General features: G+C 66.9%; 14 protein-coding genes. 3 read left to right on the top strand and 11 right to left on the bottom strand.

From position 1 onward, the window contains the following. Positions 1-7: 7 nt before the first annotated feature. Together HRC28_RS06795 and lpdA are read left to right on the top strand one after the other, a co-directional pair. Positions 8-1,096: an alkene reductase gene (locus tag HRC28_RS06795; RefSeq protein ID WP_182379380.1), complete on the top strand. Its 1,089-nt coding sequence runs from the start codon at positions 8-10 to the stop codon at positions 1,094-1,096. 20 nt (positions 1,097-1,116) lie between these two features. After that, positions 1,117-2,535: a dihydrolipoyl dehydrogenase gene (gene lpdA / locus HRC28_RS06790; protein ID WP_182379379.1), complete on the top strand. Its 1,419-nt coding sequence runs from the start codon at positions 1,117-1,119 to the stop codon at positions 2,533-2,535. Positions 2,536-2,630: 95 nt separating this feature from the next. On the opposite strand, the gene HRC28_RS06785 is transcribed toward lpdA, so the two are convergent. From HRC28_RS06785 to HRC28_RS06750, 8 genes are all read right to left on the bottom strand, one after another. After that, on the bottom strand, positions 2,631-4,196 hold the full coding sequence (locus HRC28_RS06785; RefSeq protein WP_182379378.1) for a long-chain fatty acid--CoA ligase: 1,566 nt from the start codon (positions 4,194-4,196) through the stop codon (positions 2,631-2,633). 70 nt (positions 4,197-4,266) lie between these two features. Then, positions 4,267-5,118: an alpha/beta hydrolase gene (locus HRC28_RS06780; protein ID WP_182379377.1), complete on the bottom strand. Its 852-nt coding sequence runs from the start codon at positions 5,116-5,118 to the stop codon at positions 4,267-4,269. Then, positions 5,115-5,546 carry a DUF4345 domain-containing protein gene (locus tag HRC28_RS06775; protein ID WP_182379376.1) on the bottom strand — a complete coding sequence of 144 codons (432 nt, stop codon included), beginning with the start codon at positions 5,544-5,546 and terminating at the stop codon, positions 5,115-5,117. Before HRC28_RS06775 ends, HRC28_RS06780 begins: the two co-directional genes overlap by 4 nt. 8 nt (positions 5,547-5,554) lie before the next feature. Then, positions 5,555-6,364 (bottom strand): SDR family NAD(P)-dependent oxidoreductase, encoded by an 810-nt coding sequence (locus tag HRC28_RS06770; protein WP_202033246.1) that lies wholly within the window; start codon positions 6,362-6,364, stop codon positions 5,555-5,557. 133 nt (positions 6,365-6,497) lie between these two features. Next, positions 6,498-7,334: an alpha/beta hydrolase gene (locus HRC28_RS06765; protein ID WP_182379374.1), complete on the bottom strand. Its 837-nt coding sequence runs from the start codon at positions 7,332-7,334 to the stop codon at positions 6,498-6,500. After that, on the bottom strand, positions 7,331-8,233 hold the full coding sequence (locus HRC28_RS06760) for an SDR family NAD(P)-dependent oxidoreductase (protein WP_182379373.1): 903 nt from the start codon (positions 8,231-8,233) through the stop codon (positions 7,331-7,333). The genes HRC28_RS06765 and HRC28_RS06760 overlap by 4 nt, the downstream gene beginning before the upstream one ends. Next, a complete protein-coding gene (locus HRC28_RS06755; RefSeq protein WP_182379372.1) occupies positions 8,230-9,477 on the bottom strand; it encodes an NADH:flavin oxidoreductase/NADH oxidase family protein in 1,248 nt (415 codons plus the stop codon). The genes HRC28_RS06760 and HRC28_RS06755 overlap by 4 nt, the downstream gene beginning before the upstream one ends. 116 nt (positions 9,478-9,593) lie before the next feature. Next, entirely contained in the window at positions 9,594-10,166 is a 573-nt protein-coding gene (locus HRC28_RS06750; protein WP_182379371.1) for a TetR/AcrR family transcriptional regulator, read from the bottom strand. Positions 10,167-10,259: 93 nt separating this feature from the next. Here HRC28_RS06750 and HRC28_RS06745 point away from each other — a divergent pair, with 93 nt between their 5' ends. Beyond that, positions 10,260-10,964 carry an SDR family oxidoreductase gene (locus tag HRC28_RS06745; RefSeq protein ID WP_182379370.1) on the top strand — a complete coding sequence of 235 codons (705 nt, stop codon included), beginning with the start codon at positions 10,260-10,262 and terminating at the stop codon, positions 10,962-10,964. A 28-nt stretch (positions 10,965-10,992) separates the two neighbouring features. Here HRC28_RS06745 and HRC28_RS06740 read toward each other — a convergent pair whose 3' ends face one another. From HRC28_RS06740 to HRC28_RS06730, 3 genes are read right to left on the bottom strand one after another with little or no spacing between them, the layout of a single operon-like run. Further along, positions 10,993-11,841 (bottom strand): alpha/beta hydrolase, encoded by an 849-nt coding sequence (locus HRC28_RS06740; RefSeq protein ID WP_182379369.1) that lies wholly within the window; start codon positions 11,839-11,841, stop codon positions 10,993-10,995. Continuing rightward, on the bottom strand, positions 11,838-12,842 hold the full coding sequence (locus HRC28_RS06735) for an NADP-dependent oxidoreductase (protein WP_182379368.1): 1,005 nt from the start codon (positions 12,840-12,842) through the stop codon (positions 11,838-11,840). Before HRC28_RS06735 ends, HRC28_RS06740 begins: the two co-directional genes overlap by 4 nt. Position 12,843: 1 nt before the next feature. After that, positions 12,844-14,298, bottom strand: a complete 1,455-nt coding sequence (locus HRC28_RS06730; RefSeq protein ID WP_237111729.1) for an AMP-binding protein — start codon at positions 14,296-14,298, stop codon at positions 12,844-12,846. Positions 14,299-14,316: the final 18 nt, after the last annotated feature.

Raw genomic sequence — 14,316 nt, 5'->3', positions numbered from 1 at the left:
GCACCTGATGACGACCAGCCCGACCCTGTGGGAGCCGCTCACTCTCGGGAAGCTCACGCTGTCCCACCGTCTTGCCCTTGCTCCGATGACTCGCAGCCGGGCACAGGCCGACGGGACCCCGAGCGAGATCATGGCCCAGTACTACGCCCAGCGAGCCTCCCTCGGCCTGCTCATCACCGAGGGAACGCAGCCCTCGGATGATGGCCAGGGGTACCTGAACACGCCCGGTGTCTACCGGCCCGAGCACGTCGAGGGCTGGCGACGCGTCACAGACGCGGTGCACGACAAGGGCGGCCATCTGTTCGTCCAGCTCATGCACGTGGGTCGGATGTCGCACCCCGACAACACGCCCCACCACCGCGTGCCGGTGGCGCCATCGGCGATCTCGGCCGATCAGGATTTCTTCACTCCAACGGGAATGCAGAAGACACCGATCCCCCGGGAGTTGACCACCACCGAGATCGCCGGGGTGGTCGCCGAGTTCGCCCAGGCGGCCAAGTCTGCTGTCGATGCAGGAGCCGACGGGGTCGAGATCCACGGCGCGAACGGATACCTGCTGCACCAGTTCTTGGCTCCGAACGCGAACCAGCGCACCGACGAGTACGGCGGCTCGATCCAGAACCGCTCCCGGTTCGTCGTAGAGGTCGCGCGTGCCGTTGCCGAGGCGATCGGACCGGAGCGCACCGGCATCCGTATCTCGCCTGGCATTCCCCTCGGCGGGCTCGCTGAAGGCGACTCCGAGGAGATCCGTGCTCAGTACCGGCATCTTGTCGCCGAACTCGCGCCGTTGAACCTGGCGTACCTGCACGTGCATCACCTGGGCGACGAAGAACTGCTTCGGTCGTTCCGTGAGGTGTGGCCCACCGCGCTGCTGGTGTTGCGCTACGGGCGAACCCGCGACGAGATCGCCGAGTACGTCGAGGCCGGCCTGGCCGACGTCGCCCCTCTCGGGCAGTTCGCACTGGCCAACCCCGACGTGGTCGAGCGGCTCCGTGACGATGCGCCGTTCAACGATCTGGATCCCGCCACTCTCTACGCCGGCGGCCCGAAGGGCTACCTCGACTACCCCACGCTGGCCGAATCCTCACCGTCGTGACAGTGCCAGACGGTGCCAGCATGAACACTCACTACGACGTCGTTGTCCTCGGCGCCGGCCCGGGCGGATATGTCGCCGCTATTCGAGCGGCACAACTCGGCAAGTCGGTCGCGGTCGTCGAGTCCAAGTACTGGGGAGGGGTGTGCCTGAACGTCGGGTGCATCCCGTCCAAGGCGCTGCTGCGCAACGCCGAGTTGGCTCACACGGTCCAACGCCGCGCCGAGGTGTTCGGGATCTCCGGTCAAGTGAACTTCGACTACGGGGCGGCTTTCGACCGCAGCCGCGCCGTAGCCGACGGACGCGTCAAAGGCGTCCACTTCCTGATGAAGAAGAACAAGATCGTCGAAATCGACGGCCACGGATCCTTCCTCGACGCCCGCACCCTCGCGGTCACCACGACGACCGGCGACACCCGGGTCCTCACGTTCGACGACGCCATCATCGCAACCGGATCAGAAGTCCGGCTGCTGCCGGGCGTCGCACTGAGCACCAACGTCGTCACCTACGAATCCCAGATCCTCGAGCGCGAACTGCCCGACTCAATCGTGATCGTCGGAGCTGGTGCCATCGGCATGGAATTCGCCTACGTCATGGTCAACTACGGCGTCACGGTGACCCTGATCGAGTACGCCGATCGGGTACTACCCAACGAGGACCCAGAAGTCTCCAAAGAGATCGCCCGCCAGTACCGGAAACTCGGCATCACCATCTTGACCTCCACCAAGGTGAGGTCCATCGAGGATCACGACAACGACGACACCACCAAGGAGGGCGTCTCAGTGACCTACGTCGACGCGTCGGGATCCACCCACACCATCGACACTCGTCGCGTGCTGATGTCAGTCGGCTTCACACCTCGCACACGCGGTTACGGCCTGGAGAACACCGGCATCGAACTGACCGACCACGGCGCCATCCGCATCGATGAACAGCTGCGCACCACCATCCCGCACCTGTACGCCATCGGCGATGTGACCGCCAAACTCCAACTCGCCCACGTCGCCGAGGCCCAAGGCGTCGTCGCCGCCGAAACCATCGCCGGCGCAGAGACGATGCCCATCACGGACTACCGCATGATGCCAAGAGCCACCTTCTCCCAACCCCAAGTCGCCTCGTTCGGGCTGACCGAGCAGCAGGCCATCGACGACGGACACGACATAACCGTCGCGAAGTTCCCTTTCACAGCGAACGGCAAAGCCCAAGGCCTCGGCGACCCCAGCGGATTCATCAAGCTGATCGCGAGCACCGAACACGGAGAACTCCTGGGCGCCCACCTCGTCGGTGCCGACGTGGCCGAACTTCTGCCCGAACTCACGCTCGCACAGAAGTGGGACCTCACCGCTGCTGAACTGGCACGCAACGTCCACACCCATCCCACCCTCGGAGAGGCCCTCCAAGAGGGGTTCCACGGCCTCATCGGCCACATGATCAACCTGTGATGGGAAGGGGGTAGGTGCTGTCGTGAGCCGTTGGTTCAGTCGGCGGGCGGAGGCTTGCCGCATCCGCCCTACCCGCCCGTGAGGCGACAGTTTCGCTAGCTCAGCGCACGCTTGAGCACCTTCCCTGTTGCGGTCATGGGTAGCGCATCGGCGAATTCGACGATGCGTGGGTACTTGTACGCGGCCAACTGGTCCTTGGACCAGGACCGCAGTTCGGCTTCGGTCGTCTGGTCCCCAGAAGTCCGGACGACGACGGCCTTGATCTCCTCGCCATGCGACTCGTGCGGCACGCCGATGACCGCAACCATCGAGACCGCCGGGTGCTCCATGAGCAGTTCCTCGATCTCGCGCGGATAGACGTTGAACCCGCCGCGGATGATCATGTCCTTCGACCGATCGACGATGTAATAGAACCCGTCATCGTCCTTGCGGGCAAGATCGCCCGTGCGGAACCACCCGTCCTTGATGGCCCATTCGGTTGCCTCGGGCCGGTTGTAGTAGCCCCGCATGACGTTGTGGCCCTTGATCGCGATCTCGCCGATCTCTCCCGCGACCTCCTTGACGTCTGCCCATTCCTCGTTGATGAGTTTCATCTGAACCCCCTTGATCGGAACACCGATGGAACCGACCCGCGGTTCTTCGCCGTACGTCGAGAAGGACGCGACGGGCGAGGTCTCGGAGAGCCCGTAGCCCTCCAGGATCGTCACCCCGAACCGCTCCCGGAAAGCCTTGTGGATCTCGCCGGGGAGTGCCGAACCTCCGGCCACCGCCACCCGGAGGTTCCTGGTCAGGCTGGCGACGTCGACCGTGTCGTCGAGCGCTCCCAACAGGCCCCAGTACATCGTCGGGACTCCGCCGAAGAAGGTCACACCGTGGTTCACCATCAGTTCGAGCGCTGCGCGGGCCTCGAAGCGCGGCTGCAGCACGACGGTGCCGCCGAACGCGATGGCCCCGTTCTGGATGACCGTCTGTCCGAACGAGTGGAACAGCGGCAGCACGCACAAATAGGTGTCCGGACGCTCGACATCCGACCGGAACAGATCGAATCCGGCAAGCGCGTTGTCACGCATGTTGCGGTGCCGCAACTCCGCTCCCTTGGGCTGACCGGTGGTGCCGGAGGTGTAGAGGATCACCGCGGTGTCGTCCTCATCGCGCGCCACGACCTCGAAGGTCGCAGCCTGGCCGGACACCGCGGCGGCGTGGCGCTCCGGCTGTTCCCCGTCGCCCCAGGCGCCGGCACCCGCACCCGACTCGATCAGGAAGAACTCGGTGCAGCCATCACTCTCCTGGAATCCACGCCACGCCTCCTCGCCGATCGGCAAGTCGGCCGTGCCCTCAAACGCGAAGTACGCCCTGGCCTCAGAGTCGGCCAGGTGGTAGGCAACCTCGCGTCCCTTCAGAAGAACATTGAGCGGCACCACGGTCGCCCCAACCTTCAGAATTCCGAAGTACACGATCGTGAAGTACGGCAGGTTGGGACACGACAGGGCGACCTTGTCCCCCGGCTCGATGTTCCGCGACACGAGCAGGTTCGCCACCTTGTTGGAGGCGGCATCCAGTTCCGCATAGCTGATCTGGGTCTCCCCGAACACCAGAGCGATGCGATCTGGATTCCGGGCAGCCGACTCGGTGAGCAGCTGAGAAAGATTGTACGACGACATGGTTGATCTCCCAGGAATGGATCGTCAGGACAGATGCAGCGAAGCCACGCCGATGCGAGCTTCTGGGCCGTCAGTCCGCGAGGAAGGCTGCTGCGAGCGGGGCGAACTGCTCGTGGTACTGGAAGACACCGCCGTGACCGGAGTCCGGGTAGATGATCAACTCGCTGCCCTTGATCCGGCGATGCAGGTCCTCGGAGAGAACCGTCGGTACCATCCGGTCGTGGTCGCCGTTGGCGATCAGCGTCGGCTGGGTGAACGTCGACAGGTCCGAAGGGGCAGACCGGCCGAACTCCTGAATCGCCTTCAACTGGGTCCGCAAAGCCTTGAGGCTGATCTCCTCGTCACGGTCGACCGTGCGCTCCTGGAGCCGCTTCACGAACGCCTTCCCGGCCGCCTTGCCGGCCGCGTCGCGGTTGAAGAACAGGAACTCCTTGGGGTCCGACCGGGTCAGGGTCGCGCGGAGGATGTCGTAGTAGGTGACACCGACGACCTTGTCCATGTCCTTGCCGCCACGCGGCCCGGTTCCGGTGAGGACGAGCTTGCGGACCAGATCGGGGTGCTTCACGATCAGATCCTGAGCGATCATGCCGCCCATCGAGAACGAGAAGACGTCGATCTTCTCGAACCCGAGGGCCGCGATGAACTCGTAGGCGTGATCGGCCGTTTCTTCGAGCGTGTCCGCAACCTTCCCGGTCGACGCGCCGACGCCGCGCTGGTCGAAGGTGATGACGTGCCGGTTCTGGGCAATGGGGTCGACGATGCGGGGATCCCAGTTGTCCAGGGTCGCGGCGAGGTGCACGAAGAAGACGACGGGGATGCCGCCCTTCGGACCCAGCTCGCGGTACGCGTAAGTCACGCCTCCGACCGTGACGGTGCGCGCCGGGGCCTGGGCGTACGAGGTGATGACCGGGTCATTGCTCATGACAGCTCTCCCTGGGTGAGTGCAATTGAGCGGGCGCGGATGCGCCGCTGCCACAGGACCAACGCCGGCGGTGCGGCCAGTTCGAGAAGGATCGCACTCATCGCAACCGGGTGGGGCCGCCCACGTTGCTGCCACGACCTGACGCGTGCGAGTCCGCCCACGAACAAGCTGGACAGCGCATAGTTCACGGTTGCCGACTGCTCGAGCCGTCCGAGCTGGGACCAGATGACCGGTGCGACGGCGGCCTTGTACACGTTGGCGTAGCGCAGCGAACTGTCCACGGTCGGGGCGACCTCAGGGGATCCACCGGGCACGCCCTGTGCGCCGAGCGTGATCTCTCGACTGGCGCTGACCAGCGGGAACGCCGCAAGAACCGCGAGAGTGATCTGCAGGCGTCGTCGGCTGCGGAGTTCGGTGGACGTAGGCATGCGAGAACTCATTTCGAGGTGGTGGCGGCAGCAAACACGGCATCGCTGACGGAGGTCGGGGTGACGGCGAGGAACGCCAGTTGTGCACGACTGACGTTGTCGCATCGATAGCGACGCTTCGGGCGCCTGGAAGTGAGAGCACGATCAACAGCCGACACGACCTTTGCCGGATCACCGGCAAGCTTCTGCATGCGGCCGAGGAGCTTGCGGGTGCCGACCAGGTGCGATGCGTACAGCTCACGGTGAGCCGGGCTCAAGCCACTGGTCATGCGGTCGTAGTCGTCGAGAGCATCGCCCCACATGTCGGTGCGGGTGGGGCCGGGCTCGATCAGCGACACCGGTATCCCCCACGGGCGCAGTTCCATCCGGAGGGCGTCGGCCAGTGACTCGAGGGCGTACTTAGAAGCGCTGTAGGCGCCGGTGCTCGGCATGGTGATCAGCCCGCTGACCGAGGACATGAACACGACCCGCCCTCGGGCCGCCCTGAGCTGAGGAAGCACCGCCTGGACAACCGCTATCTGCGCTGTGACGTTGACCTCGAGCAGCCGCGACAGGTCATCGAGCGCAACGCTCTCCACAGGCCCCTGGACGATGATCCCGGCGTTGTTGACCACGGCGTCGAGCCTGGGCGGCAGATGCAGATAGAGGTCAGCGACGGCGGCCCGATCGGTGATGTCCAGTTGGATGGAGTACACATTCGGCAACTCGTCGAGGACGTGAAGGTCAGCGGCTGATCGAGCGGTGGCATAGACGTGCCAGCCCCGAGCGCTCATGTGTTTGGTGATGGCCAGACCGATCCCTCGACTGGCACCGGTCACTAGTACGGATGGCATGTGATTTCTCGATTCTCAGAGTCCGGCGTGATTGGCTGCAGGGAGGTGCGGGAACGGCGGCTTGTCGATGCCGATTGCCCACGCGATGGGTCTTCGACGGTGACGAAGTCCGGCTTGGTCACTGGTCGGCCAGGAAGGCGAGGACCTCGGGCACGAACTCCCGGTGGTGCTGGAAGACACCGCCGTGGCCCGAGTTGGGATAGACGACCAATCGGGCCTCGGGGAATCGCCGTGCCATGTCGGCGGAGTGCTCGCTGGCGACCATCAGGTCGTGGTCGCCGTTGGCAACCAGGACGGGCGCCTTGATGGTCGAGAGGTCATCGGGGGCGTGCAGCCCGCCGGTGGTGATCGCCCGCAACTGCGCAACGGCTGCCTGTCGGGAGACCGGCTTGCTGCGATCACCCGTGCGTTCGTCCAGACGGGCGAAGTACTCCTTCGCCGCCGTCTTGCCCTCGGCGTTGCGGGGGAAGAACAGGAAATGACGGGGGTCCTTGCGCGTGGCGAAGGCCTTGGCGTAGGCGCCGCCCACGATGAACGGCATCTTCCAGATACCGCCACCGCCACGGGGGCCGGTGCCAGCGAGCACCATCCGGCGAACCAGGCCGGGCTCCTCCAGCGCAACCATCTGCGCCACTGCGCCGCCGAGCGAGAAGCCGAAGAGGTCGACCTGGTCGTACTCGAGCGCCCGGATGAACGCGATGGCGTCGGCGCCCATCTGCTCGAGGTCGTTGGGGACGCGGGAGCCGGTCGAGCCGACACCGCGGTTGTCGAAGGCGATGACGTGGTGCTGCGATGCGACGCCGTCGATGATCCGGGGGTCCCAGTCGTCGAGGACGGCCGTGAAGTGGTGCAGGAACACCACCGGTACGCCGCCCGGCGTGCCCAGCTCCCGGTAGGCGAACGAGGTGCCGTCGATCGTGATGGTCTTGGTCGGGGTGTCGCGCCAGGTGGTCATGACTTCTTCCTTCGTGAGGATGCTGCGGGAACGGGTGCGGGAACTGCAGCGCCACGTGCGTCGAGGCGAGCGAGGACGTCGAGGATGCGGCGGTCGCCGGCGAATCGCGCATCGAGACTCGGGCCGAGGAGGCCTCGCAACGCCGAGACCGGTCGCCACACGCTCGGGTGGATGACCCGGACCGAGCGTCGCTCGAGCCCGTCGGCGAGCACCGTCGCGGCGGACGCAGGAGTGACCCGCTTGAGCATCGGCTTCGGCAGGGTCGAAAGAAGTTCGAGGACCACGTCGTCCTCGTCGACGCCGTGCTTGATCATCTCGGTGTCGACGAGCGAGAAGTAGGCCGTCAGCACGGAGACGTCGTGGTCGGCGAGTTCGAGTCGGAGCCCTCGGCCGAGCTGTTCGACGGCTGCCTTGCTCATCGCGTAGGGGATGGTCCCCATGCCGTTGATGAACGCGAAGACCGAGCTGATCAGGACGATCTGCCCCTGGTTCTCGATCACCTGCTCGATCCCGGCCGCGACCGTGTTGACGACACCGGTCACGTTGACCGCCAGCGTCGCCTCGACGTCACTGGTCGGCGTGTTGCGCAGGGTTGCCGCCTTGGCCAGCAGCCCGGCGTTGGCCATCACGATGTCGACGCGGCCGAAGCGGTCCACCGCCTGGGCCACGACGTCGTCGAGGGAGGACCGGCTCCGGACGTCGGCGACGCAGCCGAGCACCCGGTCCGCACCCAGCGCCGCCGCCTTCTCAGGCGTCGTGGCGTCGATGTCAGCGACCACGAGCCGCGCGCCACGGCGGAGCAGTTCGCGCCCGGTCGCCGCACCGATGCCGCCGTTGCCGCCGGTGATGAGCACGACCCTGTCGGTGAGGTCGTACGACGTACGGGACTCGCGGGTCACGCGACGCCGCGCTTCGGGCGGAACGACACCCGGCCGTTGCGTCGTACCATCGCCACGGCCGTGGCCAGTGCGCCGCGGTCCAGATCGGGCTCGAGGCCGCGCGCGAGTCGGTGCAACTGGTCGACGTTCCAGCTGATGTTCAGGAACCCGTCGAGCGCCTGCACATCGGTGACGCGGCCGAGAAGCTTCCGCATGCCGGCCTGGATCTCGTGGGTCTCCAGCACCGATGTACTTCCGTCCAGGATCCCGTGAGCCGCGTCGGTGGTGGTCACGGTGGGTCGCGCCATGCCCACGAGATCGCAGTCGCCTGCGTTGACCGCCTCCTCCATGGCGGACCGGGTCCGGAACCCGCCCGTCACGGCGATCGGCACGGCACCGGCTTCGCCGCGAACCGACCGCGCGTACTCCAGGAAGTAGGCCTCGCGTGCCCTGGTCGAGGAGGCGGCGGAGCCACCCATCGCCGGCGACTCGTAGTTGCCGCCGGAAACCTCGATCAGGTCCACGGACTCGCTGGCGAGTGCGGCCACGACGGCCCGCGAGTCCGCCTCGGTGAAGCCACCTCGCTGGAAGTCCGCCGAGTTCAGCTTCACGGAGACGGCGAACCCGGGGCTCACTCGCTGCCGGACGCGTCGGACGACCTCGATCAGGAAGCGCATCCGCCGCTCCGGCGTGCCGCCCCATTCGTCGGTGCGCAGGTTGGTCAGCGGCGAGAGGAATTGGGTGATCAGGTAGCCGTGGGCGGCGTGGAGCTGGACGCCGTCGAATCCGGCCTCTTCGCAGACCGCGGCGGACGTCGCGAACCGGTCGATGATGTCCTCGATCTCGGCGGCGGTGAGCTCGCGCGGTGTCGCGGCACCGGGCATGGCGAGCGCCACCGGACTGGGAGCGACCGGCGTATGGCCGACAGCGAGCAGGTTGGACTGCCGACCGGGGTGGTTGAGCTGGGCGAAGATCGCCGCGCCGCCATCGTGAGCCGCCTTGGTCCATTCGGTGAGCTGGGCGAGCGCACGATCGTCCTCGATCACCACATTGCCCGGCTCTCCGAGATGGTTGCGATCCACCATGATGTTGCCGGTGATCAGCAGCCCGTAGCCGCCCTGGGCCCACCGGCGGTACAACGTGACGAGCCGCTCGTCGGGCGAGTTCCCGGCATCGCCCAGCGCCTCGCTCAGCGCCGCCTTTGCAATGCGATTCGGCAGCCGTACGCCGCACGGGAGATCAAGGGGTTCGCTGAGCGGGGACATCGGTGCTCCTCATGCGTCGATTGGCTTACGGTCGTTATATTACGATCGTACGACAATTGGCGCAAGGGGGTGTGACCGACTCGATCCACCCGACGTCCGGGCCGGACGAACCAGAGTCAGCGCAGGAAGGCGCGGGCGTTCTCGATCCCGGACGCCAGGACCTCGAGCGAGAGCTCCTGGTCCGCCACGGCGCGCGACAACTGGAGGGTGCCGACCAACAGCGTGAACAGGCCGATGGACCGGGCGCGCGCTCCCGCCGGATTCCGTGGCGACAACCGGGTCGCGATCTCGTCGATGATGGCGCCGGCGCCGTCGGTGTAGCCCTGCCGGGTGGCATCGGTGAACCGGGCGATCTCGTCGAGCAGGGCAGCCGAGGGGCAGCCGCTCGCCGGGTTGTCGCGGTGCTCCACCGACAGGTAGTCACGGATGAATTCCTCGACACCGGCCCGGCCGGCAGGAAGGGCGGCGATCCGCTCCACCTGGGCGCGCACCTGCTCGGCGACGACGGTCGCAACGAGGTCGTCCTTGGATTCGAAGTGCGCATAGAACGCGCCATTCGTCAGCCCGACCTCGGCCATGAGGGTGGCGATGCCCGAGGCGTCGACGCCGCTCTGCTTGAAGCGATTGCCCGCCGATTCGACGATGCGTTGCCGCGTCGCTTCCTTGTGTTCCCTGCCGTAGCGCGCCATCACGCCTCCCCTCACTGTTGATCAGAGCGTAGTCGATTACCTGCCGTGTGTAATATTATGACCGTCATTCAACCACTCAGGAAGCCGACTCACATGCCCTCACTCAAGGAAGCCGTCGTCCTCGTCACCGGAGCCAACGGCGGCATCGGAACCGAGTTCGTCCACGACGCCCTGGCCCGCGGCGCCACCAAGGTCTACGCAACGGCCCGCACGCCCCGCACCTGGGACGACGAACGCATCGTGCCGCTGACCCTCGACGTCAACGATGCCGCCTCGGTGGCCGCGGTCGTCGCGGCGGCCAGCGACGTCACGGTGCTCGTGAACAACGCCGGCTCCCTCCCCGCCAGCGCCAGCATCCTCGAACTCACCGAGGCCGAGTTGCGCGACGGCATGGAGACCAACTTCTTCGGGCCGGTCCTCATGGCCAAGGCGTTCGCTCCGGTGCTCACCGCGCACGCGACGTCGGTGATCGTCGACGTGCACTCGGTCGCGAGCTGGTACGCCTTCGGCGGCGTCTACAGCGCGTCCAAGGCAGCCCTCTGGTCGGCCACCAACTCGATCCGCCTCGAGCTGGCGCCCCAGGGCGTCCACGTGGTCGGAGTCCACATGGGCTACGTCGACACGGCGATGGCCGAGCACGCGGACGGCCCGAAGATGGAGCCGGCCGACCTCGTCCATGCCGTGTACGCGGCCATCGAGGCCGGCGAGTACGAGGTCATCGCCGACGAGGTGACCGCCGGAGTCAAGGCCGCACTGAGCCAGCCCGTCGAGGCGCTCTACCCCGAGCTGCGCGGCTGATCTGTCGGGCGTTCCTGCGCTGGCAATGTCAGCGCAGGAACGCCAGCACGTCCGCGACGAACCGGTCGTGGTGCTGGAACACACCGCCGTGACCGGCGTCGGGGTAGATCCGCAGCGTTGCATTCGGCAGGTCGTGCGCCAGGTCGAACGAGCTGCGCGTCGGCACCATCCGGTCGTCCTCACCGTTCGCGACAAGCACGGGATGCTCCACCACCGTCAGGTCCATGGGTTCGCGGGCGCCCCAGCGGTGGATTGCTGTGATCTGCGCGGCGACGTTGCGGATCGTCGTACGACGGACGCGGTCGTCGGTGCGTTCACTGATCCGAGCCATGTAGGCATCTGCGGCCGCCTTGCCGTTCGGCGTGCGGGTGAAGAAGAGCAGCGGCTTGGGGTCTCTCAACGTGAGCGCTCCACGCAGGGTGTCGCTGGCCATCCGCCTGTTGAACTCACCGACGCCCGCTCCGCCTGCCGGGCCGGTACCGGTCAGGACCAGGCGACGGACCAGCGCGGGCTCACGCTCGATGATGGCCTGTGCGACGAAGCCGCCGAGCGAGAAGCCCATCAGGTCGACAGGGCCGAGATCGAGGGCGCGCAGGAACGCGATTGCGTCGTCAGCCATGGCCTCGACGGTGGCCGGCGTCCGTCCGCCCGAGCCACCAATGCCCCGGTTGTCGAAGGTGATCACGCGTCGGTCGGCTGCGATGCCGTCGATGACGCGCGGGTCCCAGTCATCGATCACCGCGGTGAAGTGGTGTAGGAACACGACCGGGATGCCCGAGGTGGGGCCGTGGTCGCGGTAGGCGAAGTGGGTGCCGGCTGCCTGGATCCGCCGGGTGGGCGCGGCGAGGGCCGTGCGACCCGACTGTGTCTCGATCATGCGGTTTCCTCGAGCGTGACGACGATCTTGCCGTTGGCCTTGCCCTGCTCGACGTAGGCCATCGCATCGAGGGTGCGGTCGAACGGGAAGGTGCGGTCGAGCACGGGCTTGAGCACCCCGGCGTCGTACAGCGTGGCCAGGGCTGCGAGTTGGGCGCCGTCGGCCCGCATGAAGAAGAACGAATACCGGACACCGAGCTTCCGGGCCTGCGCGCGGACCTTGCGACCCAGCACCGCCATGACCGGCTTCAGCAACGGCTGGCCGAGTTGTGACGCGAAGGCCGGGTCGGGAGGACCGACCACGCTGATCGCCAGGCCCCCAGGCTTGAGCACCGTGAGGGACTTCGTCAGGTTCTCGCCGCCGAGCGAGTCAAGGACGACGTCGTATCCGGAGAGGACGTCAGCGAAGTCGGTCGTCGTGTAGTCGATGACCTCGTCGGCACCGAGGGCTCGGAGCCGGTCGGCCTCGTCCCCACGAGCAGTGGTGGCGACGTGCGCGCCGAGGTGCCGCGCGACCTGGATGACCGTCGAGCCCAGGCCACCCGCGCCGGCATGGACGAGAACCTTCTGTCCGGGCTGCACGTCGGCCACGTCGACCAGCGCCTGCCACGCGGCGAGCGCCACGAGCGGTACGGCGGCTGCCTCCTCCATGGTGAGGCTGGCCGGCTTGAGGGCGACGTCGTCCTGGTCGACCGCGATGGACTCGGCGAAGGCGCCAATGCGCAGGTCGCGTGGGCGTGCGTAGACCTCGTCGCCGACCGCGAACGACCGGACGTCAGCGCCGACCCGGGCCACCACGCCCGCCAGGTCGTGGCCGAGCGCGAACGGCGTCTTGTACTTGAGCAACTGTTTGAACTCGCCGTTGCGGACCATCTTGTCCAGCGGGTTGATGCTCGCGGCGCGAACCCGGATCAGGACGTCACGCGGACCCACTTGGGGTTCGGGTACGTCGACCGCGCGGAGGCCGTCCTTGCCGTACTTCTCGACGACGAATGCCTTCATGTCAGCCAACCTTCTGTGCAGGGTTCTCGATGGTCTCGTTGCGCTGGGCAGAAGTGCGCAGCACGGGTTTGGCGATCTTGCCGACAGCATTGCGCGGCAGGGCGTCGAGCACGTGGAATGCGACCGGTCGCTTGTAGCCGGACAGTTCCGACGCGCAGTGCCGCTTCAGGTCATCGACGTCGATCACGCGGTCGGGCGACGCTTCGACGTACGCGACGACGACCTCGCCCCAGACCGGGTCAGGCACACCGATGACGGCTGCCTCGAGCACGGACGGGTGCGCGGCGAGGACGTCCTCGATCTCCTTGGGATAGATGTTCTCGCCGCCGCGGATGATCATGTCCTTCGAGCGTCCGACGAGGGTGAGGTAGCCCTCGGCGTCGAGGAGTCCGACGTCGCCGGTGTGCAGCCAGCCGTCGACGATGACCTTCGCCGTCTCGTCGGGTCGCCCGAGGTAGCCGCGCATGACGTTCGCGCCGCGGACGACGACCTCGCCGGCGGTTCCCTGCGCCGCCTCGGCACCGTCGGCGTCAAGGATCCGCAGTTCCTGGCCGGGGAAGGGCAGTCCGACGGTGCCGGCTCGACGTGGTCCGTCGACCGGATTGATCGTCGAACCGCAGGTCGCCTCGGAGAGGCCGTAGCCCTCGATCAAGGGGAACCCGTAGCGGTCCTCGAAGCGCTGCAACAGTTCGGCGGACGCCGGGGCGGCTCCGCAGACCGCGAAGCGCACCGAGGACGTGTCGGGAGTGACGTCGGCCGGGCGCGCCGCCAGCATCGCGTAGATCGTGGGCACCGCACTGAAGTACGTCGGCCGCTCGGCCTCGATCAGGTCGAAGAACGTGTGCGGCTTGAACCGGCTCACGATGACCACGCTCGCGCCCGTGGCGAGCGGCAGCAGGACGCTGACCACGATGCCGTTGACATGGAACAGCGGAAGGATCAGCAGACACCGGTCGTCAGCACCGACACCGAGTCCCTGCCGGCCCATCTCGACCATCGCCTGCAGGTTGGCGTGGTCGAGCATCACGCCCTTCGGCACCCCGGTGGTCCCGCTCGTGTAGATCAGCAGAGCCAACGCCGCGTCATCGATCTTCGGCTCGTGGATGGGGTCGTGGGCCGTGCGGCGCAGATTGTCGACGGCCAGGCCCGCACACTCCATGAACAGATCCTCCTCGCTCTCGGCGACAAGGAGGCGGGCCTTCGCGTCATCGAGTTGCCGGGCGACCTCGGTCTCGGTGAGACCGGGATTCACCGGGGTGACAGTCGCGCCCAGTCGCCATGCGGCGAACAGGAGTACGACGAACTCGACCCTGTTGCTGAGCTTGAGCGCCACGACGTCGGCCGGCCCGACACCGAGGTCGCGCAGGTGCTCCGCTGCCGCGGCCACCTGCTGGAGCAGGTCCGCGTTGGTGAGCGACCGGGCCGCATCGGAAACAGCCCGACCGTTCGGGTCCATTTGTGCGCGGTGATCAGG

Origin of the sequence: Nocardioides sp. WS12 (assembly GCF_014108865.1) — a bacterium.
In the GTDB taxonomy this organism is placed as follows: Bacteria; Actinomycetota; Actinomycetes; order Propionibacteriales; family Nocardioidaceae; genus Nocardioides.
This window is presented reverse-complemented; position numbering and strand designations above follow the sequence as displayed.